This is a genomic window from Olleya sediminilitoris (assembly GCF_016785945.1).
Classification (GTDB): Bacteria; Bacteroidota; Bacteroidia; order Flavobacteriales; family Flavobacteriaceae; genus Olleya; species Olleya sediminilitoris.
On the sequence record NZ_JAEMEF010000003.1, the window covers coordinates 22930 to 49051 of the forward strand.

Sequence of the window (26122 nt, forward strand, 5' to 3'; positions counted from 1 at the left end):
ATAGAAGTTGAACGCTCGGTTTTAATAAAAGTTATAAAAAAAGCGACTGATAAGTCGCTTTTTTTATTAGACAGTCATTATTTCCGTTTCTTTATTTGCAAGAAGCTCGTCAATTAGTTTGACGTATTTATCTGTTAATGTTTGTATATCTGCTTCGGCATTTTTTTGTAAATCTTCAGAAGCATCTTCTGTTTTTTTTATGTCGTTGTTAGCGTCTTTACGTGCACTTCTAATACCAACTTTAGCATCTTCAGATTCTGCTTTAGCCTGTTTTGCTAAATCACGTCTTCGCTCTTCTGTTAAAGGTGGAACGTTTATAATAATAGTTTCACCATTATTCATTGGATTAAAACCTAGGTTAGCAATCATTATTGCTTTTTCAATTTCTTGAAGCATGTTTTTTTCCCATGGTTGTACCGTTATTGTTCTACCATCTGGTGTGTTGACATTTGCAACCTGACTTAATGGAGTTTGTGAGCCATAATAATCTACCATCACGCTACCAAGCATAGCAGGACTAGCTTTTCCAGCACGTATGTTTACAAATTGCTTTTCTAGATGCTTAATGGCTTTATCCATTGCCTCTTTAGCAGAATCTATAATAAATGTAATGTCTTCGTTCATTGTAATAAAAATTTAATATTGAATGACTTTCAAAAAGCGAGCCAATTTTAAATGTAGTAAAAAAATCTAATTATAAACTAACTTGTGTTCCTATATTTTCTCCGGAAACGACCTTCATTAAATTGCCTTTTGTATTCATATCAAAAACAATTATTGGTAAATCATTTTCTTGACTTAAAGTAAATGCTGTAGTATCCATAACTTTTAATCCTTTACGTAAAACATCATCAAAAGTAATATGGTCAAATTTAATTGCAGATTTATCTTTTTCTGGATCAGCATTATAAATTCCGTCTACACGTGTTCCTTTTAAAATAACATCTGCTTCAATTTCGATTGCTCTTAGTACAGCTGCTGAATCTGTTGTAAAGTAAGGGTTACCAGTACCTCCTCCAAAAATAACAACACGTCCTTTTCGTAAATGACTCATTGCTTTTCTGCGTATAAAAGGTTCTGCTACTTCGTTAATTTTAATAGCAGTTTGTAGTCTGGTTTTAATTTCTGCATCTTCTAAAGCTTGTTGTAAAGCTAAACCATTTATAACGGTTGCAAGCATTCCCATATGGTCACCTTGTACGCGATCCATACCATTCATAGCTCCTGCAACACCTCTAAAAATGTTTCCTCCACCAATAACAATTGCTACCTCAATACCTTTTTCTGTAATTGCTTTTATTTCTTGAGCATATTCAGATAATCGTTCTGGATCAATTCCATATTGACGGTTTCCCATTAAGGCTTCACCTGAAAGTTTTAGGAGTATACGTTTGTATTTCATTAGATGTGTGTGTTGCTTTTGAAAGTTTGACAAAGCTACACATTTTTTTTATTTTTTTAAGTGAATAAAAGCTAGTTAGTTTTCTTTTAATATTAAACTATAAAAAAAACCAATACTCTAAAAATAGCGTAGTGGATTTGGTTTTAATAATGGTCTTTATTTTTATTGTTTTGTTAAAGTCACTGACATTGGTAATGAAAAATCTATACCATTATCATCAGGAGAATTAACTCTAATACCTTCACTACGCCATAAGTTTAATGTTCCTGTATTGGATGAAATTATCTCAAATTCTCCAATCATTGATTTCCCACTTACAACATCCTCAATGACTACACTATAAAGAGTTGATGTTGAATGATTCAGTCCAATTGAAAAGTTAGGTAAAGATTCAATAGTTGTTGTTTCTGATATTAAATCACCATCTACAATATACTTGTATTTACCAAAAATAGCATCATAATATCTAGTCGAAGTATCCGGATAGTTATACATTTCAAACTCTTGTAGCGTAATCTCAAAAGAGTTATTACTATCTTCCCACCTCCAAGTACCTACTATTAAATCGTGGTCGTTATTTGTGTCTTTAATGTATATATTGTTTGCTTCCATAGCTTCTGGTTCAGTATCAAATCCATAAATAGTTTGTGCTTTACAAGCGAAAAAACTAGATATTGTTAATGTAAGTATTAATATTTTTTTCATTGTTTAGAGTTTTAATTACAATCTTTATTTGTTATGTTGTTGCTTTGTGTTACTTTAAGTTTTGACCAATTAGATAAATCATCTTTATCTCCTTTAAAAATGGTTAAACCAGAATTAAAGGTATTTAATAGTTTTGTAAATCTTTCTTCATTTAATGAATTAGATATATTTGGACTTATTTTATTACCTTTTGAGTCATATATTAAGTCTATTAAATTATATTCATGCAAAAAATTTGCGCCAAATTGTGAAAAACTACTTTCGTTGTTAATTGTAATGGCATAAACCGTTTCTTCATCATTAGCACCACTACCACCAGGAGTTGCTACTAGCATAACATAATTATCTACATCTGTTATATTACCGTTAAGGTATAGTTGGTATAAGGTGAATAAATCAGAACCAGAAAATACAGATAATGAGCCTTGGCCATTATTAAAATGGTTATGCATAAATACATCTATTTGCTCAGTTGAATTTACACCAATATCTATTCCTCTAACACCTTCTTCACTTTCAACTCTTATAGGTAAAGAAGTTGTCCCGTTTTCATCTGTATTTCCAAAATAAGTTATTTCGGTATTTCCAGATGTATTATTGATTAACTCTTGCATTTTGTTTGCAAAATCAGGACTTGCAGATAAATTTTCTAGTAAGTTACAGTCTGTGATTACATCTTCCTCTTCTTCATTGTGATTAGTATTACTATCATTCGGGTCATAATAAGAACCAGCACCACCACCACCATTATACATTCCACCATCTATTCCATTATCTGAGCTTCCTCCAACATCATCTCCAAAATCACCTTGTTGTGTAAAACTTATAGAGACAGTGCTTACACAACGATAACATAAGTCACATACACCTGAAGAGCACTCTCCTGTATTTGTGCAATGATAGATATTAGTTTCGGACCAAGTTCCTCCACCACCTCTTGCTACTGAATTATTATGATGATGATTGCTTTGTCTTGCATGTATACCATCTAAAGTATACACTTCTTCGATATGTGAAAAGCGAGTATTATTTGAAGTATCATTATCCTCAACAAACAACATAATGGAGGATACCCATTGGTTATCTCTTTCGCGAATAAATAAGTTGTAAGTCTCACCATCTACAACACTATCTTTTAATATTATTTTAAAAGAAAAGGAAGACCTTTCACTATCTAAAAGATAATGATTAACTGTTGTTGTATCTATTAAAAAGTCGTTAAAGGTAACATCTACACGTGCATCACTTTGTGATGTTTTGCTTTTTAAATAACTGCTTAAGTTTGTTATTTTTGTATGTTCTTTAAATTTACTAAAAGAGACATTGTAAGGGTTAACCTTAATATGTGAAGAGTTTTCGTAGTTGTCTATATCATCTTTTTGACAACTGTAAATAAAAATAACTATACCAAATAGAAATAATCCATATTTGAGGTACGTTTTAATTTTTTGTTTCATTACATGAAATTTTATTGATTAATATAAGAATAAATTATATAAACTCTATTTGTATTAAAATATATAATGAGTAAACACCATATTACAATTAGTTAAATAAGAGTTTAAATTAGTTTACAATAAAGATGTAAAAAAAATTAAATGAAGTATTTTAAGGTTACATAATAATTATTTGTTTATAGTACTTTGCTTAAGTGATTCAATTATCTGATAAGCACATAGAAAAAATAAAAGAAAATTTCCTAGTTACAATTGGTAAACGTATTCGTGCAGTCAGAAAAGAAAAAGCAATAAGACAAGTGGAACTAGGTAACGCTTCTAGAAAAGATAGACAATATATTTATAAAATAGAAAAAGGGATTGTGACAATTAATGTTTCAACTTTAAAAACACTATTACTTGTTTTTGAAATCTCCTTTGAGGAGTTTTTTGAAGATATAAAATAAAAAAACCACTAACTCTAAAAAATAGAGAGTGGTTTTTAATTTATATTTCTAAGTATGAGATTCTTTACTATGCTAAGAATAACACACTTAAATAGATTATCCTAAAGATACACGTTTGAAATCTGTTACAGAAACATTTTTAGACGCTACATAAGCTTCAACAGTTACTTTTTCGTCTTTAATAAATCTTTGATCTAATAGACATTGTTCTTGATCTAAAGTTGTATTATCAGATACAAAACGGTCCATTTTACCAGGTAAAATTTTGTCCCAGATTTGTTCTGGCTTACCTTCAGCTTTTAATTCAGCTTTAGCATCTTCTTCAGCTTTAGCCATAACTTCAGGAGTTAATTGAGACATTGAAATGTATTGAGGTACATTTTTTAAAGTCTTACCTAAACGTCCTAACTCGATGTTATCTTTTTCGATTACTGCAATTCTAGCTTCAGTTTCTGATGCTACAAAAGCAGGATCAAAATCTTTGTAAGATAATGACGTTGCTCCCATTGAAGCGACTTGCATTGCTACATCTTTAGCTACTTCTTCGTTAGCTTCAGATAAACCTACTAATGCACCAATTTTGTTAATGTGAACGTAAGAACCAACGTAAGGAGCTTCTAATTTTTCAAAAGCGTTGATTTCTAATTTTTCACCTACTACACCAGTTTGTTCAACTAGTTTTTCTGCAACTGTCATACCACCAAAGTCTGCAGCTAAGAAATCTTCTTTGTTATCAAAGTTAATAGCGATGTCTGCAAATTGAGCAGCTAAAGCTAAAAATGATTCGTTTTTACCAACAAAGTCAGTTTCACAACCTAATACAATAGCAACACCAACAGTATTGTCATCATTAATTTTAATTGCTGCAGCACCTTCAGAAGAATCTCTATCTGCTCTTTTTTCGGCTACTTTTTGACCTTTTTTACGTAAAACGTCAATTGCTTTGTCAAAATCACCACCTGCTTCAACTAAAGCTTTTTTGCAGTCCATCATTCCTGCTCCTGTAGCTTTTCTTAGTTCGTTTACTTGTGCTGCTGAAATTTTTACTTCACTCATAATAAGTATAATTTAAAAAAAAGTCGTTTAATTTATTTTCGACAAAGAAAAGAATTAAACGACTGATTTGTGTTTTGAAATTGTTATTTTATTCTTCTTCGTCTTTAGCTGCTACTGCTTTTTTAGGTGCTGCTTTTTTATCTGCTTTAGCTGCATCCTTTTCTGCTTTTTCAGCTTTACGTTCGTTTAATCCTACAGTTACAGCATTAGTAACATATGTTAAGATTTTATCGATTGATTTAGAAGCGTCATCATTTGCAGGTATAACGTAATCTACTTGACGTGGATCAGAGTTAGTATCTACCATTGCAAAGATAGGAATGTTTAATTTTTGTGCTTCTTTAATCGCGATATGCTCACGTTTAATATCTACAACAAATAAAGCTCCTGGTAAACGAGTCATGTCAACAATTGAACCTAAGTTTTTTTCTAACTTAGCTCTTAAACGGTCAACTTGTAAACGTTCTTTTTTAGATAAGGTTAAAAAGGTACCGTCTTTTTTCATTCTATCAATAGTAGCCATCTTTTTGATTGCTTTACGGATAGTAACAAAGTTAGTTAACATTCCACCAGGCCATCTTTCAGTAATGAAAGGCATGTTGATGCTACCAGCTTTTTCAGCTACGATATCTTTTGCTTGCTTTTTTGTTGCAACAAATAAAATTTTACGACCTGAAGCTGCAATTTTTGCTAATGCATCTCCAGCTTCTTCCATTTTAGCTGCTGTTTTGTATAAGTTTATAATATGGATACCGTTACGCTCCATATATACGTAAGGAGCCATGTTTGGATCCCACTTACGTGTAAGGTGACCGAAGTGTACACCTGCTTCAAGTAATTCTTTTACTTCTACTGCCATTTTGTAATAGTTTACGTTCTGTTGAATTAGCAATAATTAAGTGGTCATTTTTAATAAACTTGCCTTAATTATTTAGATGCTAAACTAAATCCTGTGCTTTAATTTAAAAACACTAGGACAACAATAACTGTTTAAATTTTGTTTGTTTCAACAGGATTGAAAAGACTGTAAAGACATTCCAATGCTGTTGAAGGGTAATATTAACGTTTCGAGAATTGGAATTTTTTACGCGCTTTTTTCTGTCCGAATTTTTTACGCTCTACCATTCTTGGGTCTCTAGTTAATAAACCTTCAGGCTTTAAGATTAATCTGTTTTCAGCATCTAATTCGCACATTGCACGAGAAATTGCTAAACGAACAGCTTCAGCTTGTCCTGTGATACCACCTCCAAATACATTAACTTTAATATCAAAGTTACCTTCATTGTCTGTTAAAGCTAATGGTTGGTTTACTTTGTACTGTAACGTTGCTGTATCGAAGTAGTCTTTAAGATCTTTTTTGTTGATCGTAATGTTACCTTTTCCTTCAGATAGGTAAACACGAGCAACTGCGGTCTTACGACGACCAATTTTGTGAATTACTTCCATTACTTGAATTCGTTTAAGTTAATCACTGTTGGTTTTTGAGCTTCATGAGCATGAGCTGTACCAACAACAACATTTAAATTACGGAATAATGCTGCACCTAATTTGTTTTTAGGTAACATTCCTTTTACTGATTTTTCTACTAACCTTGCTGGATCTTTTCCAAACATTTCTGTAGCAGTTAAACTTCTTTGACCACCTGGATAACCTGTGTGACGAATGTAAGTTTTGTCATTCCACTTGTTTCCTGTTAAGTTGATTTTTTCTGCATTGATAACAATTACGTTATCTCCACAATCAACATGTGGTGTGAAGCTTGGCTTGTGTTTTCCTCTTATAAGTTTTGCAACTTTAGAAGACAAACGCCCTAATGATTGACCTTCAGCGTCTACTAAAACCCACTGTTTATCTGCAGTAGCTTTGTTTGCTGAAATCGTTTTGTAGCTTAATGTGTCCACGTTATTAATTATTTTTTATTAAACATTCCTCTCTCAAAAAGAGTTTGCAAATTTACGATTATATATTTGATTACCAAATAGTGAAAGGCTTTTTATTTAATAAGTCTGTTGATATCTTTTTAGAGCTTAAAAATTAAGCTTCCTTTTTTTAGCCAAATATTCTAAAATTATTGCTGTGAATACTATAAAATACTCAAAACCAATTATCCACAAATTTTCTGTATTATTAGAGTTTGCATAAGCTAGATAGCTTATTATGATTATAAAGCTCCAAACTAGTGGGTATCTATAGTTAGTAAAAACACTTAAAATTAATACCGAAGCTATATACCATGGATGTACTGTAGTACTTAATAGTAAATAACAAGTTATTGCGATTATCATACTTGATATTAAAGTGCTGTAGTTTTGGTTTTTTCTAACTAATGCAAGTATCCAAATGGTTATAAATACTATTACGGGTAAAATTTTTCCGATTATAGCTATTTGGTTGTATCCTGTAATGTAGTAGCCTATTGCTCTTGCTAGATAATATATACTTGCGTTAAACTCGAAATTCCCAAACCATAATCCAACTGTTTTAGAGTAGTTGTTTACAAATTGCATGGAGAAGAAAGGTGCAAATAGTACTATTGTACTAAATCCAATTATCAGATAAAAAGCGATTAGTTTTTTATAATCGATACCTTGTTTTGTTTTAAACCACTTTATAAATAATGGTAAAAATAATAATGGTACTAGTTTTGTTGAAATTGATAAAGCAAAAACCACTGCTGACCATTTCCATTTGTTGATTTTAAGTAAGTATAGACTCAGTATTAAAAAGAAAATCATTACACCTTCAAAATGAAGATTACCTGTTAATTCTATAATTATAAATGGATTTAATATGTACCATAAAATGTTTTTTTTAGGAAGCTTCATTAAGTCTAATAACTTGCTTCCAAAATAAAGTGTACCTATGTCTGCAACTATAATTATCAATCTCAAACCAATTACAGACCCTAAAATACTTGTGTTAGAAGCAAGATTAGCTAATGTGAAAAGTAGTTGATTAATTGGAGGATAGTTAGAGTAGTGGCTTGCGTTTAGTGCTTGCATGCCATTTACTAGATCTTGTGCTTGATGTATTGGGTATTGTCCTGCTGTTATAAAACTTTCTGGAGTGTATAAATAAGGGTTAATCCCTTTTAAAATCATACGTCCATCCCAAATAAATCTATAAAAATCCTGAGATAGGTTAGGTATTGCAACTAGAAATACTAAACGACTTATTATTGCTACTACCAGTAATAATTTAAAGCTGTTTTGTTTGTTGTTAACTAGTTTTATAAACAGTCCAAATAAAACAAGGTAAAGCGATATTAAAGTCGTGTAGTCTGTCCTTACCAGGTCATAAGCAAAGATTCCGTACAAAAAACAACTAGCTAATATTAGCAGTAAGCTTAATGTGTTAATCTTTAAAATAGAAGTGTTAAGCATGATGCATCCTGCGTTAGCGGTTGTAATGGCATCCTTTTTTGCTGTTTAAATACTTAAACATCGTTAAGACTTAATCTTAATTTTGGTTTAGATTAAGCGTGTTTGTGCAAATGCAAAAAAGATATAATGAAAAACGCGACCCTTGTGGTAACGCCCAAATTATTATGCTTTTGAAGTTAAGGATTTGAAAAACACAAATCCAAATCCAATAGTTAACATTAAGTGAAACGGAAATAATCCAAAGTCTCCACCTTGATCACCAACTATAAATGCACTGTACATACCAAATGCAAAATATAGCATTAGTAAACCTTCAAAAACGACATTAACCGATATGTTTTTACGTAAATATTTGTTGCCTTTCCAGCTGTCTTTTAATGTGCTGATATTAAATTTTGGTGTTCTTACAAAATCACTTCGTTTACCAATATGTCCTTCTAATACTGCAATAGAATTGTGTAAAGAAAAGCCCATTGCTATAGAGAAAAATGTAAAAAACAATGCAATGTATTTTAAAAAGTCTTTAAAAGTGTTACCATGACTTTGTTTATACATAACCCAATAACAAACAAAAAAGATAACTGTACTTATTACAAAAAAGCTCATGACATAAAAGTATGGCCTTAAGTGTGCATATTCATTTTTTATGTACAACATTGGTATACTTAAGATACCAACAATTAATACATTTAAAAACATGGTGCTATTTAATAAATGAAGGATACCATGCAATTTAGTTTTAGCCGAAATATTTTTATTGGTTAATACACGACCAAGCATCTTGCGGAAGTTTTCTGCTCCACCTTTATTCCATCTAAACTGTTGTGATCTTGCAGCACTGATAACAACTGGTAACTCAGCTGGAGTTTCAACATCTTCTAAATATTTAAACTTCCAGTTTTTAAGTTGTGCTCTATAACTTAGGTCTAAATCTTCTGTTAAAGTATCACCTTCCCAGTTTCCTGCATCTAAAATACAGTCTTTACGCCAGACACCTGCTGTACCATTAAAGTTTATAAAGTGTCCTTTGCTACTACGTCCAACTTGCTCTAAAGTAAAATGAGCGTCTAATGCAAAGGCTTGAATTTTTGTTAATGTAGAGTAATCCCTATTGATGTGTCCCCAACGTGTTTGTACTACACCTATTGCTTCGTCCTTAAAAAACGGAATTGTTTTTTTTAACCAGTTTGGTTTTGGTAAAAAATCGGCATCAAAAATTGCAATGTATTCTCCTTTTGCAACTTCTAATCCTTCTTTTAAAGCTCCAGCTTTAAAACCTTGTCTATTTGTTCTGGTAATATGAGTGATATCAAGGCCTTGTTGCTTTAATTTTTCAACGTGTGCTTTTGTGGTTTGTACAGTCTCATCTGTAGAGTCATCAAGTACTTGAATCTCTAATTTGTCCTTTGGATAGTCAATTAACGCTATGTTGTCTAGTAAACGATCCATAACGTACAGCTCGTTAAAAACAGGAAGCTGTATGGTTACAAATGGGATTTCTTCAGGGTTTTTGAAGTTGAATTTTGGTGCGTTTTCTTCTTTTTTTTGAGCAGCTAAGTAGTTGAATAACAGGTTTAACTGGGCTAAGGCGTACATGAAAATAAGAACTAGCGCAATGCTGTAAATAATAATGGTAATGGTCTGGAGAATCACTTTTTAAAACTGTATTTAAATATCCACGTTAATATTTTAACGCCAGCAAATATACTACCTTTTATTGTTCCTGAAACTTTTGAGACACCAATTCTATTACGATAGTTTACAGGCACTTCAATATAAGTCAGTTTTTGCTTCAATGCTTTTAGTTGCATTTCTACTGTCCAACCATAGGTTTTATCTACCATATTTAAAGCTAGAAGCTTATCATATTTTATGGCTCTAAAGGGTCCAAGATCTGTAAATTTTGCACCAAAAAATAAAGACATTAGTGTTGTTGCCAGCCAATTTCCAAAAATTTGTTGTGGTGTCATGCTACCTTCTTCTCTTAGGTTTTTAACACGTGCACCAATAACAAAATCTGTATTATTGTCCAAAATAGGAGCTATTATTTTGGTCAATTCTTCTGGATAATCACTGTAATCTCCATCTAAAAAAACAATTATATCTGGTTTGTTAGTTTGTTTAGCAATGTAGTCCATCCCTTTTAAACAGGCATAACCATAACCTTTGTTACTTTCTTTTAAAACGGTGGCACCTGCATTTTTTGCATTAGTTTCTGTTAGGTCTGTAGAGTTGTTGCTAACTACAATTACCTCATCAACTAATTTAGGAATATCGTTTATAACGTTTGCAATTGAGTCTTGCTCGTTGTAGGCAGGAATGATGACTTTTATTTTGGTCATTTAAGGTCGCTTAATTTATTTTCTTTTTTAAAGGACTTTAAATCGGTCCATTCTTTTATTTTTTGTCCTGCTTTAAATTTTACTGCAGATACCAAATCTTCATTTTTATACATAAGACAATACCCATTTTTTTGATTGTCTTTAAGTTGACATTTATGATTAATTTTTTCGTTTTGATCATAAAATAGCCACCATTTTACCTTTTTATTAGTGAGATAATGACCTTCTTTTTCTTTTTTACCGCTTTCGCGGAAATATTGCCAATAGCCAGATTTTAGGTTTTGGCTAAAACTTCCAAATTTAGAAATTACTGTGTTTTTGTAATAGAATTTCCAGAATTTATTTTTCAAGTCGTTTAAATAATGACCTTCGCTTTTAGTTTTTGAATTGTCGTAATAGGTTTTCCAGTAACCTGTTTTTTTCCCATTTAAATAGCGACCTTGACTTTTTAAGTAGCTGTTTTTGTGATATGTTTTCCAGTAACCATTGGTTTTGCCATTAAGATAATTACCTACTTTATATAAGATATTATTGTTATGGTAATAGGTCCAGTACTTTTGTTTTAAACCTTTGTTGTAATTGCCTTTGGCTTTGATTGTTTTATTGTCGTGAAACTCTATCCAATAGCTTGTTTTAAGGTTATTACTATAGTTTCCTTTTTGTTTTATGTTTCCGTTTGGGTAATAATACACCCAAAAATCTATTTTTTGATTATTACTAATCCAACCTTTTGACAATAGGTCTCCGTTGTCATAATATGTCCTTACGTAAGTTTTTTCCGCGTAAGCGTTATAACCAAATAAGATGAAACAATATAAAACATAGGTTTTCATTTTATTTTTTGTTTACAAAATCCATTAAGTCAACATCGTTACCTAATAAGACTTCTGTTGGATTAATACGTCCATCCATAGTATCGTTTTCTAATTTTAAAACACCTCTTGGGCAAACAGCACTACAAACACCACAACCAACACAGCTTGAACGTACAATGTTTTCTCCTTTTTGTGCGTAAGCACGAACATCTATTCCCATTTCGCAACTGTTTGAGCAATTACCACATGAAATACATTGTCCACCATTAGTTGTAATTCTAAATTTTGAAAATAAACGTTGTTGAAATCCTAATATAGCTGCCATGGGACATCCAAATCTACACCAAGATCTGCTACCTAAAATTGGGTAAAAACCTGTTCCAATTACACCTGAAAAAATAGAGCCAATATATATACCGTAGGTAGACCTTAAAGCACTGCCTTTAACAAAAAATAAATGATCTGTTGTTGATGTAAAGTGCATAATTAGTAATAGAGTAATTACAGCAGCATAACCAATTGCACCAGCTTTAGCATCTTTACCAAGCTCTTTACCTCTAAAATACATGACGCCTGCAAATATGATGGTTAAAAAAGCTATTACAGAAATGATAAAAACATCCCGTGTTAACCAAAAATTATTACTGTCTTTACCTAAATAGCTATATACCATTGCTGTTGTCATCACTACAGAAAATACTAAAACAGTATGTATTAACCATCGTTCTAGCTTCCAAGCAGAAAGTTTTTTTGAAGATAGATGTCTAAAACTATCTCCTGCAGTTTCGGCTAGACCACCGCAACCACAAACCCATGAGCAATACCAACGTTTTCCGTATTTATAAGTTAAAATAGGAGTAATGATAAAGGTTGAAGCTATCCCAAAAATGATTAATGCTAATCCTAAATTACCATTAGATAAAAAGCCTTTTACAGACCACTCATCAAAAATGTAATAATTTAATGGCCAAACGCTTTTAAGGTCATAATAAGGTAAGTCATTATTCATGACGTACATAAATTCTGGAATTAAAAAAGCAAAACCTAACTGAAAAAACATAACAGAAACAGTTCGGATTTGCTGATAGCGATTATGTCTATATTTTAAAATGTATTTGTAACCAAAGGCTAAAATAGCAATGGTATATAATGTCCCATAAACAAACCATTGACTTGCATTACGACCACTTAATAAATTACTTAAAGGATCAAATAATCCAATTAAACCAGTGTTTGGATCACCATTTTTACTTAAACCTAAATATTCAGGAAAAAAGTACAATACAATGTAAAAGCTGGTTAGTATGATACCTAAAGCCCAACCCCAAAATCCTCTGGATGAAATAGATTTATACCATACTCCGTCGTTTTTTATACCTTCTAATTTGGTTAAATAAGCCTCTCTAGAATATATAATAACACCAACTGTAATTAATCCTAATGCTAGTGTTAAAAATAATGCTGTATTTGGTAAATTGACGTTAAATAATGCTAATGCTAAAATTAATAGTCCAACAAGACCAATACCTAAAGCAAACTTTTGTTTTGTTGATATATGAAACGCATCTGGTGATGCTAAGGACATACTGTGATTTAATTTATTACTCATATTGGGATGTTGTTATACTGTTTGTAGCTGTTTGTTGTATGCCTTTAGGATATCCTGCTCGAAATGTTTGTAAAATTCTGGATCAAAATTGGCTTCTTTTAAGTTATTTATTACGTAATCTACATCACGTTGTTCTGTCAGCCAAGTATCAAAAGTTTCGTGTCTCATTCGGATACCAAAAGTATTAATGCCTAAAAAAGTCTTGGTGTCTTTGTTGTAAGCTACGGTTATACATTTGGTGTCATCCTCATGTTTCCAATGGAAATGTTTTTCGTGCTCAGGACGTCCATGTTCGCTAAAAACCCAACCGTAAGTTTGGTATTCGATATCTAAAAATTTTGCGCTGTTAAACCAATGACCTGGTTTGTATTGTAGTTTATTGCCACAAATGGTTTGTGCTAAAGTTTCTCCCATCATACGTCCTGTGTACCAAACAGCTTCAATTGGACGTCTGTTACCAATAGCTTCGTGTTGTTCAGCACAATCTCCGATAGCATATACATCTTTGATGTTAGTTTCTAGGTAACGGTTGACAAGTACACCTCGTTTGGTTTCTATTTTAGAGTCTTTTAAAAATGAAATGTTTGGAGATACTCCAGCAGTCAGTCCAACAAGGTTACAAGTTATTTCTTCTCCTGTTTCTTCAATAATTATGGATTTTACGTTTCCGTTTTCGTCCGATTTGATTTCTTTTAGATTAGTGTTTAATCTTAAATCAATGTGGTGATTTTTAATGTGTCTGTTAATCATTTGACTTTCGCCTTCAGGTAAAACACCATTCCAAAAACTAGTCTCTCTAACTAAAAAAGTAACTGGTATGTCTCTTGAATTTAGCATTTCTGCCATTTCAATACCAATTAATCCTCCACCAACAATTACAGCATGTTTACAAGTTTTGTTATCTGGTGCAGTTTGCTGCATGTTATCTAAATCTTGTTTACTGTATAAGCCTTGAACGCCTTTTAAGTCTTGTCCTGGCCAACCAAATTTATTAGGTTTACTTCCTGTAGCAATCACCAATTTATCATAAGTCATTGTATTGCCTTCAGCAAAATGGAGTGTTTTGTTATCAGTATCTATAGTATTGACATAACCTTTTTTTAAGTCTATACGGTTTTTCTCCCAAAACCAATTTTCGTAAGGTTGGGTGTGTTCAAACTTCATGTGACCCATGTACACATACATTAAAGCTGTACGAGAAAAAAAGTAATCTGTTTCGGCAGAAACAATAGTAATTTTTTTGTCTGATAATTTTCTGACGTGTCTTGCTAGAGTAACTCCAGAAATTCCGTTTCCTATAATGACGATGTGTTCCATAAATTGAGATTGTTAGATAGTCTGTCGTTTTTAAAGTTAAAAACTTAATTGGTTTAGTAGTTTAGAATGGGTTTAAATTACTAATGTTTGTAAGGTTTTGAAAAATATTTAGACGTCAATTTTTTTCTTTTTTTTTGAAAGTTTTCATTAAATGTTAAGACTTAATTAATGTTACAATGATTTAAAACCTAACATAAAGATGAAAAAGAACCTAATACTATTGCTTGTTGTCAGCGGATTATTTTCCGCGAAAGCGCAAACCCTTAACGACTTTTTTACACAAACTGACGCCTTTTTAAAATCCTACGTGGTTAAAGGTAAAGTAGACTACAAAGCGGTAAAACAAAACGTAGCTAGTTTAAACACAATTTTAACTATTGCAAATCATATTACTGTAGACCAAACAGATGCTAATAATTATCAAGCCTTTTGGATTAATGCTTACAACTTGTCTGTTATTAAAGGTATTGTTGACAATTACCCAATAGCCTCACCATTAGATAAGGCTGGTTTTTTTGATAAAACAACGTATAGTTTAGCAGGACAGAAGGTGACTTTAAATACTATTGAAAACAAATTATTAAGAGCCAAGTTTAATGATGCAAGATTTCATTTTGTACTTGTTTGTGGTGCCATAGGTTGTCCGCCTTTAATTGCTAATGCTTATTTACCAAAAACATTGGAAGCGCAATTAGAACAACAAACAAAATTAGCGTTAAATGGTGATTATTTTGTGAAGGTAAACGACAAAAAGAAAACAGTTGAAGCTTCTGAAATCATGAAATGGTACAATGAAGATTTTGTACAAAATGGTATGACCGAAATTCAATTTATAAATAAATACAGAGCCAATACAATACCTGAAAATTATAAGTTAAAGTACTTTTCTTATAACTGGAAACTTAATAAACAATAAAAAAAATATAACGCTTTCGCGGAAAGCAAAACAAAAAAAAGCATGAAAAAACTAACTTTACTACTAATCGCTATTGCAACTTCAATAACTGGTTTTTCTCAAGATGATGACACTTCAGGAAGTAATATTCAAACCTACACACCTTCAAAATTATTAAGCCAAGGCCAATGGGATATTAAGTTTTTTAATAACCTTTATACACAAACAGAAAGTACGTTTACATCTGGTACAGAAGCTAGAGAAACTTATTTTACATCAACCGTAGATGTGTTTACAGGTATTAGTGCTAACAACCGTTTTAATGTTGGTTTATTATTAGAGTTTAGATCTAATGTAATTGGAGATCGTGATGCTTTAGATGTATTTAAATTTGATGGCGAAACAAATACTGCACGTTCTGGTTTTACCTCTTTTGCGCCTGCAGTTAAATTTAATCCTATTAAAAGTGTTAGTAATTTTACTATCCAGACCGCGTTTCATATTCCTTTAGTTGATAACGAAAGTGAAAACGGAGTGTTTTTAGACCAAAAAGGGTTTACGTTTCAAAATCGTTTTTTTTATGATTATAATTTTAACTCTAAATGGCAATTATTTACAGAGCTTAATACAGAATATCACTTTGGTAAAAAAGAAGATAGTTTTGCTAATAACAGTTTAAGCTTAACACCAGGTTTGTTTTTAAGTTATTTCCCGAGTTCTAAATTTACCGTTTTAGGATTAGTACAACACTCACAACGTATAGATACAGGTAATGATTTTGAACAAGATTTTACTGCAGTTGGTGGAGGAGCAAAATACCAAATTAGTGATGTGTTGAATATTGAAACCTTGTATTCTAAATTTGTTAGAGGAAGCAATACAGGTTTAGGACAATCTTTTAATATTGGTTTAAGAGCCTTATTTTAATAAGTAATATTAATTTAAAAGTAAATATATCCTGCTGAAAAGCGGGATTTATTTATATTTAGTCAAAAAAATAATGCGCTTCATTCAGATTTTACTTATTGTAATATTACTTCAATCTTGCACAGCCCAAGACAAAAAAATAAATGGAGTTAGTTTTGTTGCGCACAGAGATAGTATTACTCAAAAAAACATTAACCCTTTATTAAATATTAATGCTAATTATGCTGCAATTATGCCTTTTGCTATGGTTAGACATTTAGAGCATCCTGTTGTTAATTTTGATGCAGAAAGACAATGGTTTGGTGAAACTATTTTAGGTGGCAAACAATACATTAACACTTTAAAAAACAACAGTATTGATGCTATGTTAAAGCCTCAAATTTGGGTTAGAAAAGGCGAGTTTACTGGTTTTTTAAAAATGAAATCCGATGAAGATTGGTTGACCTTTGAAAAAACATATTCTAAATTTATTTTAACATTCGCCAAGGTAGCTCAAGATACTAAAACACCAATTTTTTGTATTGGTACAGAGTTAGAACAATTTGTTAAAGCTAGACCAGAATACTGGTTTAATTTAATTAAAGATATTCGTGAAATTTATAAGGGTAAATTAACTTATGCTGCTAATTGGAATGAATTTGAAAAAACACCCTTTTGGGACCAGTTAGATTATATAGGTGTTGATGCTTATTTTCCAGTTAGTGATAGTAAAACGCCTACTGTTGCAGAGTGTTTAAAAGGATGGGTTTTACATAAAACAACTCTGAAAAGTTTTTCAGAAAAATTTAATAAACCTATTTTGTTTACAGAGTTTGGTTATCGTAGCATAGATTATGCAGCTAAAGCACCATGGACTGTGGATAGAGTTGCAGAAAACGTTAATCTAGAAGCACAGGTTAATACGACTAAAGCCTTATTTGAAGCTTTCTGGAAAGAAGACTGGTTTGCAGGAGGTTTTGTCTGGAAATGGTTTATAAATCATGACAAAGTTGGAGGTGTGGATAATAACCGTTTTACACCACAAAATAAACCTGCAGAAACCCTTATTAAAGAACATTATAAAGTAAATTAAATGAAGTATTTATTATTTGTTTTAACCTTTTTTGTAGTTACAATTGCGCAATCGCAAAACATTACTGATTTAAAAATACAAGGCAATAAAAAGCTAAAATCTAGTTTTGTCAAAAAAGTAGCTAATGCTAAGTCTGGTGAAGTTTTAGATAGTGTCCAGTTGGACGAAGATATTAAATTGTTAAAACGATTACCTTCAGTTTCTCATGCGTATTATCAAGTGTTTCCTTCGGAAAATGGAGATTATAATGTATTTTATAATATCGAAGAAAATTTTACAATAATACCTTCTTTTAATGTGTATACTTCAAATGATGGCGAGTTTGCTTATAGACTTGGAGTGTATGAGTTTAATCTTTTAGGTCAAAATATGATTTTTGGTGGATTTTATCAAAAAGACATATTCAGTTCATATGGTATAAATTTTAGAGCACCTTATTTGTTTAGTCGTCAGTTTGGTTTGGCAATTAATCATCAGGATTTACAAACCTTAGAACCTGTTTTTTTTGATAATACCACTTCAGATTATAGATACAGAAACAAATCTTTTGAAGTTTTAGGATTGTATCAACCTAACTTTAATAATCGTTTTGAGTTTGGTATTAACTCCTTTTTAGAAGAATATGAATATCAGTCAGGAGCAACAAGTCCTGACGTTCCTCAAGCCTTAAGCGTTAATAAATTATTATATAAAGCTATATACAAATACAATAATCTAGATTACAATTACCAATACGTTTCGGGTTTTAAAAGTCAATTAAATATACAATATGTGACGTCTACAAGTGATGAATTACCTGAGTTTTTAATTGGATGGAATGATTTTAATTATTATAAAAGAGTAGGGCAAAGAGGGAATTGGGCAACACGTGTTAGATTAGGGTTGTCAAGTAATGACGAAACCCCTTTTGCACCATTTTCAGTGGATAATAATTTAAATATTAGAGGTGTTGGTAATACCATTGATAGAGGTACAGGAGCAGTCGTTTTAAATACAGAGTATAGACATACATTATACGAAAAAGGTTGGTTTGCACTACAAGGTAATGCGTTTATAGATGCAGGAAGTTGGAGAAATCCTGGTGGAGATTTAGGGGATTTTGGTGATGCCGATAACTTAAGAGTGTTTCCAGGACTAGGCTTGCGTTTTATACACAAATCTATCTTTAATGCCATTTTTAGAATAGATTATGGTTACGGAATTTCAGAAAAGGATGGTCAAGGATTGGTCTTTGGTATCGGTCAGTATTTTTAATAATAGTCTTAATTTAATTAAATATTAAGTATATATGAAATCAAACAGAAACTTTGTAGTTGGTGATATTCATGGAGGATTAAAAGGGTTAAAGCAATTGTTAGAGCGTATTGGTTTGACGGAAGAGGATAGTTTTATATTTTTAGGAGATTATGTAGATGGTTGGAGCGAATCTGCACAGGTTATTAAGTTTTTAATAGGGTTTTCTAAGCAATATAATTGTGTTTTTATAAAAGGAAATCATGATGTTTGGTGTGAACAATGGTTGGAAGATAAAACCGTAAATCAAGCTTGGTTTGTTAATGGAGGCGAAGGTACAATAGCAAGTTATAATCAGTTTTCAGTCGAAGACAAAGCCATGCATTTACAGTTTTTTAAACAAATGAAGTTGTATTACCTTAACACTAATAATCAACTCTTTTTACATGCTGGATTTACATCAATGCATGGAGTAGATAAAGAAATACATCCTGAGACTTTATATTTTGATAGAACCCTTTGGGAAATGGCAGTCACTATGGATAAAAGAGTAAAAAAAGACTCTGTATTATATCCTAAACGTTTAAAACACTATCACGAAATTTATATAGGTCATACACCAACTATTAGATTTAATTCCGATCAACCTATGCAAGCCATTAATGTATGGAATATTGATACAGGAGCTGCATTTACTGGTAAAGTTTCAGCTGTAAATATTGATGACAAAACCGTATTTCAAAGCGATAATTTGCCTAAGCTATATCCAAACGAAACAGGGAGAAATAGTACGTCTTATAATTCTTCTAAATAAAATTTAAGGTTATTAACGCTTACATATTTTATTTAAATAATAATTATGTAACTCTTTTGCAGAAGCACCAAACCATTTTTTTATATAAATGACTAAATAATGGTATTGTAGTGTCCAAACGCCATGTTTTTGATATAACCTAGCTGAGGTTTTAAGCTTATGATTAATCACAACAAATTCTTTACGTTTATATAGTTCGTTAATTAAAATATTGTCTTCGTAGATAATATAGTTTTCATCATAACCACCAATATCATTAAATAACGCTTTGGTTATAAACTGACTTTGATCACCACCACGACTTGCTCGCCAAGAAAACTGAGTTAACCAACTAGTAAAACGTAGCCACCAATGGTTGCTATCAAATTGTAATCTAAAACAACCTGCATTATTACCTTTTTTAATTTCATCTAAAATTAACTGGTCATATCTGTTAGGTGGAAAAGAATCTGCATGTAAAAAATAAAGTATATCTCCTTTTGAAGCTTTGGCACCAAGATTCATTTGTTTAGCACGACCTTTTTCAGAATGCAAAACTTTAATATTTAAACCTAATCCTTGGATAATTGAAACGGTATTGTCTGTACTTCCACCATCCACAACAATAATCTCTTGAATAGTATTTAAGGATGCATTATCAATTAAATGATACAATACCTCTGTTATATGCTTCGCTTCGTTTAAAACCGGAATAATAATACTTATCATGCTGTATTTACGTAAGTTTTATTAGGTTGGTTTTAGTCATTTAAGTCCCAGTTGTAATCTTTGTAGCTAATTTTAGATTTCGCAGAAATAGTTACTTCTGTATACTTGTTTAAAAAATCAATCAAACTTCCGTTTTGCTCAAAATCTTTACTAAACCATCTAAATATTTTAGATAATTTTAATGTGTTTTTAGAGATTTCATTTCTGTTTGTATCACTTAAAAACTCTTGAGTAGCCAAGGTTAATTGTTGTTCTAAATTATCTGCTGTAAATGCAGTGTTTTGTAATTTAGGACAAGAGTAAGAGGCGCAAACAATAGCAAAATGTATACGTGGTTCGTCCATTTTACGTAGTATTTTATGCTCTATATCTTCAAGATTATACCATTTGTCACCAAATTGCCATAAACGTTGTTCCCAAGGGTTTTTAATATCTTTTATACTTTTTACAGGATAGTTTTTTATAATTAAATCTATTGTTAAAGCATTATAAGCGTTGATCCAAAAGGCTAGTTTTTCTTCTTTTGACCAATCTTCTATTGTTTCAGCGTGTGTTAAAGCATCGATGTAAATAGCAAGAGTAGTTTTATCTTCTCTAAACTTTTTGTAGTCTACGTTTCCTGAGATAGAAACATGCTTTTGTAAAAGCTTATTCCATCTTTGGTGACTAAAATTTTCTGTTTTTGTTCCCTTAGGAGGCAAAGGTGGCAGAGGTGTTTTTTCTGTAAGTTTTATAGTTTCGGTATGAGAAGAAAGTGTGTCCTTCTTTACAGTATTGACTATATCTTTTTTACTTTCAGCTTCAGCTATAGCTTCTTTTTTAATTGTATTAGTTACTATTTGGGTATTTGATGTAGTTTGTTTTGTGCTTTTACAAGCGCAAAACAAGACTAATAATGCTAAGGTTAAAAGTTGTTTCATTTTTTTAAAGGATATAATTCTTGACTAATAAAATCTTTAGGGAAGTTCTCATCTCCTTCAAAACCTAACTCGATATCACGACCATCATGCGGAATGTAATTGGTTTTAAAAATATAATCCCAAATACTTAACGTTATACCAAAATTAACACCAAACTTTGTGTGTTCTGGCAAGTGTTTTACATGATGCCAAATGTGCATTTTTGGATTGTTAAATACATATTTTAAAACACCATAATCCCAACCTAAATTAGCATGATTTAAGTGTCCAACAGTTATTGCAAAAAAGTGGACTATTGCAACGTGTTGCGCATCAAAACCGCCAATTATGGCAATTGGTATGTATAACATGGATTTATATAAAACCGGTTCCATCCAATGGTAGCGTAAATGAGCAGCAAATCCCATTTCTTTAACACTGTGATGTACTTTATGGAAGTTCCATAAAAACTCAAAGCGATGTAAAAGGTTGTGTGTCACCCATTGTGTAAAATCAGAAATTATAAAGAAAATAAATAGTCCTAACCACAATGGTAAATTATCTACATCAAACAATTGAAAACTTGAAATAGATAAACCAACAACTCCTAAAATATCATCAAAAAAACTTGCAGCAGTATTAGATAAAGCTATTAATACAATAAGATTTAGTAAAAAGAAATTAAAAAACATGTAAAACGTATCTAACCAAAAATCTTTACGGAAAATAGATTGTTTTTTACGCCAAGGAAAAATAATTTCTAAACCCCAAACAACTAATGATATTATGATTAACCCATAAAAATAGTTGTCCCAATTATTTGGGAATATAATCTGGTGTTTTAAATAGTTCCAATAGCCAAAGTAGGCGTTTTTTATTATTTCTAAATACTTTTCCATAGCTGGCTAAATTAGCCTTTTAGTTACTTTTTTGATGTAACTAAAGTTACATCGTGTTATAGTTTTTCTATCAACCCTTTAAATAGTGCAATCATATCTGGTTCTGCTTTATTAGCCATTGCTATAATTTCGCTAATGTCTACAGGTTTTAGATTACTTGGGTCGCATTCGTCTGTTAAAACTGACACTGCAGCTACTTTTAAATTTAAATGATTAGCAACAATTACTTCTGGGACAGTACTCATCCCAACTGCATCTGCACCAATAATTTTAAGCATGCGGTATTCGGCTCTAGTTTCTAATTGTGGTCCAACAACACTAGCGTAAACACCTTCATGTAATTTTATATTATTAGCTTTTGCTATAGCTTTAATTTTTGCATTTATGTCTAAATCATAAGGTGCACTCATGTCTGCAAAACGTTCGCCAAGCTCAGCAACACCTTTAAAAGCTAGAGGAGAACTTCCTTGTAAGTTAATATGATCGTCAATAAGCATTAATTCACCTTTCTTAAAGTTTAAATTAATAGCACCAGAAGCATTAGATACCAATAGTGTTTTGATACCCAATTTTTCCATAATTCTAACTGGGTAAGTAACATCTTGTAAGCTGTAACCTTCATAAACATGAAAACGACCTTGCATTACAATTACTTTTTTTCTAGCTAAGGTTCCGTAAATTAATTTTCCTTTATGAAACTCGACAGTAGCTGTAGGGAAATTAGGAATGTGATTATAGCTCACCTCTTGAATTACCTCAAGCTCATCAGTTAGTTTTCCTAATCCAGTACCTAAAATAATACCAACTTCTGGTTGGTCAAATCCTTTTTCTTTTAGGTATTCTACGGTTTTATTTATTTGTTTTATCATGTTCAATTAAGGCTTTTAAGGTTTGGTTGTTGGACATATCTTCGTATGTGTCAACATCATTTAATGGTTCTAACAAAAATACGTTTTCCTTAACTAAATCTTTCATGGTGTCTTCAAAAACTGTTTCTGTTCCCCAAGATTTATTTTCAAAAATTGCTGGATGCAATTGTTTCATTCCTAAAAGATAATAGCCACCATCTATTGCAGGTCCAATCACTGCATCATTATTATCTAAAGCGTCAAAAGCTTGATTAATATGTTCGGGTTTTAGATCATATAAATCGCTACCAACAATAACTATTTTAGTATAGCCAGAATCAAAACCAGTTTTAAATGCATTAGACATTCTTACACCTAAGTGGTCACCAGATTGTTGCTGTTTTTGGTAAATATCAGCATTCCAAAGGTCGTTTTCTCTAATTTTAACCGAGTAATATACTGCTTTGTCACTGTCTATTTGTTGTAAAACACTTTCAGTGTGTTCTAATAATTTTTTATATATCGCTAAAGCGGAAATATTGCCAATAGTCTTAGCTAATCTTGTTTTTACTTTTCCTAACTCAGGGTTTCTGGTAAAGGTTATTACTAGATTTTTATGCATGAATTTTTATTTTTTTGTAGAAGTTGTCTCAAATACTTTAATCCCTTTAGTTAACCATTTGCTCCAAGCTTCATTAAAAGTATGTATTTGTTCTGTTTCATTGTCTTCGGAATCTACTACAGTAAAATCATTGTTTTTCCACTCAAAAATGCCACCATACAGATTAAGTACATTGGTGTAGCCTTCATCTTTTAGTTTTTTAGCAATGGTTTCTGATCGTATTCCTAAGGAGCAATACACGACTATTTTTTGATCTTTATTAGTGTGTTTTTCGGTAACCGTTTTGATGTCAAAAAAATCGTAACCTACCAAAGTTGCATTTTTAATATGACTAATTTCAAATTCTTTAGGTTCTCTTGCGTCTAAGATAATAGCGTCAGTTTTTGGCATTGCCAATTCTTGAACGGTAATGTAGGGAACACTGTTTTTATTGTGTTTTTTTAGTAATTCATCTAGTGTGTCTTGCGCTATGCTTTGTGCAGCAAAAAGACTTATAAATAAAAATAATATTGTTTTCATAATGTTATAAATTAATTCCGAAACCTTGTAATCCACTTTCAATAGCTGGTAAAATCTCGGTATTATCCCAAATACCAGTCACTATTGTTCTTGCGTATTCTTCTGGTAACAAACCGTTTTTCATTAAACTATTAGTTAGCTTATAGTTATAGTCGAGCGTATGATGCGTAAATTTCATTTCACCATTAATGTCTTCTAAAATGGCATACCAAACTTGTGGTGATCCATCATTAGCAGGCATACCAATAACACCTGGATTTAGCCATAATTTGTTGTCTTGCTCATGACTAAAAGGTAACCCACAATGTCCAGCAATAATAACATCGCTTTTAGTTGCATCTATTGTTTTTGCCTTAATATTCCAGTCTGTAGATTTAAATACAAATTCTGATACATTAAAATAATCACCATGGACAACGGTTACTTTTTTATTAGCATAATTAAAAGTGATATGATCCGGAAACATTGCTAAATACGCTATCGAGTTTTTACTTAGTTTGCTTTGTGCATAAGGATACCAAAGTTTAGAAAACCCATCACATCGTGAGCCTTCTGTAAAATCGCAACCGCAATCTGCTTCACCTTTAGTTAATTGGATTTCTACATTACCTAAAATACTTTTGGCTTTCCATAATTTTAAAAGCTGTACCGTTTCTTCGGGTTGTGCACAATAGCCAACAACATCTCCTGTGCAAATACAGTTTTCTGGAGCAATATTTTGCTGTTCAGCAATAGCTTTAAGTGCTTCTAAGGCTTGAAGATTACTGTAAACACCTCCAAAAAGCAAGACTTTACCAGATAATGTGCCTATATTATTTATTGTTTTATCCATCTAGGAACGAAATATAAAAGGTTACAACTAAAAATGCCCCAAACATTGACCCAAAGTAAATCAGCATAACGACCCTTTGTAAAAATTAAAGCTTCTGGGAACACTTTGAATACTAATAAAAAACCAAAAATTATACCACAACCAATACTTAAATAGAAGCTAATTTTTGGCACTTTATAACTCCAGAATACAAATATTGGTGTTAAACCAATGACCATAGTTCCAGATATTGTGGTGGCAGAAAGGATTTCGGCATTAAAAAAGATTGGGATTGTACCAAGTACAGCAATTGCTACCATTGCTAATCTACCAAATGATAGGCTTTTGCCTAATTCCAAATCGACTGCCAATAATTTTGAAAACGATGAAAACGTCGAATCCAAGGTTGAAGCTGCTGAGGTAATCATAATAAAATTAATGACTAATAATACTACAACTCCAAATGCTTTTCCAACCTCTACAGCTGCTTGTCCTTTTAAATCTTGAGTTTGTGCATACACACCAATTAAACTAAAAAGCACAATGCAAATGGCACCTAATAAGCTAGCCCATAAAAAGCTTTTTCTAGTCACTTTTGGTGAACTGATAAAAGCTCTGTCAGTTAGTACAGGATCATGAAAAGGATAGCTAAAAGATTGTATTATGGCTGCAAAAAATAGGTTTAAACCTAGTTCAAAACTCCAAGTTCCAGAGTTTACAATGTCTTTTGTATTAAAATTTTCAACTGAAAAAATAGTATATAAAATAATGATTAATAGTACAGAAAATAAGACCATTTGTATCACGTCTGTAAATATTGAGCTACTCAAACCACCTTTTATAGCATAGCTTAATGTTAGTAATGTAAATACAATTATAGCAGTGTAATAGCTAGCACTTCCTGTTTCACCAAAGTAAGAGCCAATAACCATGGTATTACTCCAAACCTCATTAAATAATCTAATAATAATTAAAAACGTGAAGACTCCAACCGCTTTTTTGCCAAATTTACTAGTTAAAAAGTCATGAATACTTGTAAAGCCACCTTTGGTACGTAATTGATAAATTAGTAATCCAGCAACTGCAAAACTGAGATAATATCCAGCATAAGCGACACCTCCAACTAGACCAAAATCTAATCCTAAATTGGCAGCATTAGTAATACTTTTGGCAAAAATCCAAGAGATTATTAAACTACCAGTTAGTACTAAAACATTTGGCGACTTTTTGTTGTGATTGGCTTTAAAAAAAGATGTAGTGGTTTTTGCATAAGGTGATAAGGCAAACAAGATTAAACTTGAAGCTATTACTAAAATCCATTGCCAAATTTCTGTACTCATTTT

At 31.5% G+C, this 26122-nt stretch carries 28 protein-coding genes; 6 read left to right on the plus strand and 22 right to left on the minus strand.

Annotation, left to right across the window (positions count from 1 at the left end):
• Positions 1-66 precede the first annotated feature (66 nt).
• The 4 genes from frr to JAO71_RS04390 all read right to left on the minus strand — a co-directional run bounded on the left by frr (position 67) and on the right by JAO71_RS04390 (position 3564).
• Positions 67-624: a ribosome recycling factor gene (gene frr / locus JAO71_RS04375; RefSeq protein WP_202999185.1), complete on the minus strand. Its 558-nt coding sequence runs from the start codon at positions 622-624 to the stop codon at positions 67-69.
• A 70-nt stretch (positions 625-694) separates the two neighbouring features.
• The gene (gene pyrH, locus JAO71_RS04380) at positions 695-1402 is read right to left on the minus strand and encodes a UMP kinase (protein ID WP_028289146.1); all 708 of its coding nucleotides are present in this window, start codon (positions 1400-1402) and stop codon (positions 695-697) included.
• A 162-nt stretch (positions 1403-1564) separates the two neighbouring features.
• Entirely contained in the window at positions 1565-2107 is a 543-nt protein-coding gene (locus tag JAO71_RS04385; protein ID WP_054852031.1) for a DUF6705 family protein, read from the minus strand.
• A gap of 11 nt (positions 2108-2118) precedes the next feature.
• Positions 2119-3564, minus strand: coding sequence for a hypothetical protein (locus tag JAO71_RS04390; RefSeq protein WP_202999187.1), 1446 nt, complete (start codon positions 3562-3564; stop codon positions 2119-2121).
• Positions 3565-3758: 194 nt separating this feature from the next.
• On the opposite strand from JAO71_RS04390, the gene JAO71_RS15825 reads away from it, so the two are divergent.
• Positions 3759-4010: a helix-turn-helix domain-containing protein gene (locus tag JAO71_RS15825; protein WP_202999189.1), complete on the plus strand. Its 252-nt coding sequence runs from the start codon at positions 3759-3761 to the stop codon at positions 4008-4010.
• A gap of 96 nt (positions 4011-4106) precedes the next feature.
• Here JAO71_RS15825 and tsf read toward each other — a convergent pair whose 3' ends face one another.
• The 10 genes from tsf to JAO71_RS04445 form a co-directional block, all read right to left on the minus strand.
• A complete protein-coding gene (tsf, locus tag JAO71_RS04400; RefSeq protein ID WP_028289145.1) occupies positions 4107-5066 on the minus strand; it encodes a translation elongation factor Ts in 960 nt (319 codons plus the stop codon).
• Between the two features lie 88 nt (positions 5067-5154).
• The gene (rpsB, locus tag JAO71_RS04405) at positions 5155-5925 is read right to left on the minus strand and encodes a 30S ribosomal protein S2 (RefSeq protein ID WP_202999191.1); all 771 of its coding nucleotides are present in this window, start codon (positions 5923-5925) and stop codon (positions 5155-5157) included.
• Between the two features lie 200 nt (positions 5926-6125).
• Entirely contained in the window at positions 6126-6512 is a 387-nt protein-coding gene (rpsI, locus tag JAO71_RS04410; protein WP_028289143.1) for a 30S ribosomal protein S9, read from the minus strand.
• Positions 6512-6967, minus strand: a complete 456-nt coding sequence (rplM, locus tag JAO71_RS04415; RefSeq protein WP_028289142.1) for a 50S ribosomal protein L13 — start codon at positions 6965-6967, stop codon at positions 6512-6514. Before rplM ends, rpsI begins: the two co-directional genes overlap by 1 nt.
• A gap of 126 nt (positions 6968-7093) precedes the next feature.
• Complete coding sequence (locus JAO71_RS04420; protein ID WP_202999194.1) at positions 7094-8449, minus strand: mannosyltransferase; 1356 nt, start codon at positions 8447-8449, stop codon at positions 7094-7096.
• 162 nt (positions 8450-8611) lie between these two features.
• Complete coding sequence (locus JAO71_RS04425; RefSeq protein ID WP_215906963.1) at positions 8612-10045, minus strand: cellulose synthase family protein; 1434 nt, start codon at positions 10043-10045, stop codon at positions 8612-8614.
• A gap of 53 nt (positions 10046-10098) precedes the next feature.
• Positions 10099-10791 (minus strand): glycosyltransferase family 2 protein, encoded by a 693-nt coding sequence (locus JAO71_RS04430; protein WP_116824024.1) that lies wholly within the window; start codon positions 10789-10791, stop codon positions 10099-10101.
• Positions 10788-11624 (minus strand): toxin-antitoxin system YwqK family antitoxin, encoded by an 837-nt coding sequence (locus JAO71_RS04435; protein WP_202999198.1) that lies wholly within the window; start codon positions 11622-11624, stop codon positions 10788-10790. The genes JAO71_RS04430 and JAO71_RS04435 overlap by 4 nt, the downstream gene beginning before the upstream one ends.
• A gap of 1 nt (position 11625) precedes the next feature.
• On the minus strand, positions 11626-13215 hold the full coding sequence (locus JAO71_RS04440; protein ID WP_116824025.1) for a 4Fe-4S binding protein: 1590 nt from the start codon (positions 13213-13215) through the stop codon (positions 11626-11628).
• Positions 13216-13227: 12 nt separating this feature from the next.
• Positions 13228-14532 carry an NAD(P)/FAD-dependent oxidoreductase gene (locus JAO71_RS04445; RefSeq protein ID WP_116824026.1) on the minus strand — a complete coding sequence of 435 codons (1305 nt, stop codon included), beginning with the start codon at positions 14530-14532 and terminating at the stop codon, positions 13228-13230.
• A gap of 199 nt (positions 14533-14731) precedes the next feature.
• Here JAO71_RS04445 and JAO71_RS04450 point away from each other — a divergent pair, with 199 nt between their 5' ends.
• The 5 genes from JAO71_RS04450 to JAO71_RS04470 all read left to right on the plus strand — a co-directional run bounded on the left by JAO71_RS04450 (position 14732) and on the right by JAO71_RS04470 (position 19473).
• A complete protein-coding gene (locus JAO71_RS04450) occupies positions 14732-15448 on the plus strand; it encodes a DUF547 domain-containing protein (protein ID WP_202999200.1) in 717 nt (238 codons plus the stop codon).
• 42 nt (positions 15449-15490) lie between these two features.
• Positions 15491-16354 (plus strand): transporter family protein, encoded by an 864-nt coding sequence (locus JAO71_RS04455; RefSeq protein WP_028289135.1) that lies wholly within the window; start codon positions 15491-15493, stop codon positions 16352-16354.
• Positions 16355-16427: 73 nt separating this feature from the next.
• Positions 16428-17426, plus strand: a complete 999-nt coding sequence (locus JAO71_RS04460; RefSeq protein WP_116824029.1) for a glycoside hydrolase family 113 — start codon at positions 16428-16430, stop codon at positions 17424-17426.
• Positions 17427-18680 carry a POTRA domain-containing protein gene (locus JAO71_RS04465; RefSeq protein WP_202999201.1) on the plus strand — a complete coding sequence of 418 codons (1254 nt, stop codon included), beginning with the start codon at positions 17427-17429 and terminating at the stop codon, positions 18678-18680.
• A gap of 34 nt (positions 18681-18714) precedes the next feature.
• On the plus strand, positions 18715-19473 hold the full coding sequence (locus JAO71_RS04470; RefSeq protein WP_202999203.1) for a metallophosphoesterase family protein: 759 nt from the start codon (positions 18715-18717) through the stop codon (positions 19471-19473).
• 12 nt (positions 19474-19485) lie between these two features.
• Here JAO71_RS04470 and JAO71_RS04475 read toward each other — a convergent pair whose 3' ends face one another.
• The 8 genes from JAO71_RS04475 to JAO71_RS04510 are packed head-to-tail and all read right to left on the minus strand — an operon-like array spanning position 19486 to position 26119.
• Positions 19486-20181: a TIGR04283 family arsenosugar biosynthesis glycosyltransferase gene (locus JAO71_RS04475; RefSeq protein WP_054852016.1), complete on the minus strand. Its 696-nt coding sequence runs from the start codon at positions 20179-20181 to the stop codon at positions 19486-19488.
• A 32-nt stretch (positions 20182-20213) separates the two neighbouring features.
• Complete coding sequence (locus tag JAO71_RS04480; RefSeq protein WP_202999205.1) at positions 20214-21101, minus strand: DUF547 domain-containing protein; 888 nt, start codon at positions 21099-21101, stop codon at positions 20214-20216.
• Positions 21098-21979 carry a sterol desaturase family protein gene (locus JAO71_RS04485; protein ID WP_202999207.1) on the minus strand — a complete coding sequence of 294 codons (882 nt, stop codon included), beginning with the start codon at positions 21977-21979 and terminating at the stop codon, positions 21098-21100. Before JAO71_RS04485 ends, JAO71_RS04480 begins: the two co-directional genes overlap by 4 nt.
• A 56-nt stretch (positions 21980-22035) precedes the next feature.
• Positions 22036-22848, minus strand: coding sequence for a purine-nucleoside phosphorylase (locus JAO71_RS04490; protein WP_054852014.1), 813 nt, complete (start codon positions 22846-22848; stop codon positions 22036-22038).
• Positions 22829-23449, minus strand: a complete 621-nt coding sequence (locus tag JAO71_RS04495; RefSeq protein WP_202999210.1) for a TIGR04282 family arsenosugar biosynthesis glycosyltransferase — start codon at positions 23447-23449, stop codon at positions 22829-22831. Before JAO71_RS04495 ends, JAO71_RS04490 begins: the two co-directional genes overlap by 20 nt.
• Before the next feature lie 6 nt (positions 23450-23455).
• Complete coding sequence (locus JAO71_RS04500) at positions 23456-23968, minus strand: rhodanese-like domain-containing protein (RefSeq protein WP_054852012.1); 513 nt, start codon at positions 23966-23968, stop codon at positions 23456-23458.
• A 4-nt stretch (positions 23969-23972) separates the two neighbouring features.
• Positions 23973-24800: a metallophosphoesterase family protein gene (locus tag JAO71_RS04505; RefSeq protein ID WP_202999211.1), complete on the minus strand. Its 828-nt coding sequence runs from the start codon at positions 24798-24800 to the stop codon at positions 23973-23975.
• Entirely contained in the window at positions 24785-26119 is a 1335-nt protein-coding gene (locus tag JAO71_RS04510) for a sodium:solute symporter family transporter (RefSeq protein ID WP_202999213.1), read from the minus strand. The genes JAO71_RS04505 and JAO71_RS04510 overlap by 16 nt, the downstream gene beginning before the upstream one ends.
• Between the last annotated feature and the right edge of the window lie 3 nt (positions 26120-26122).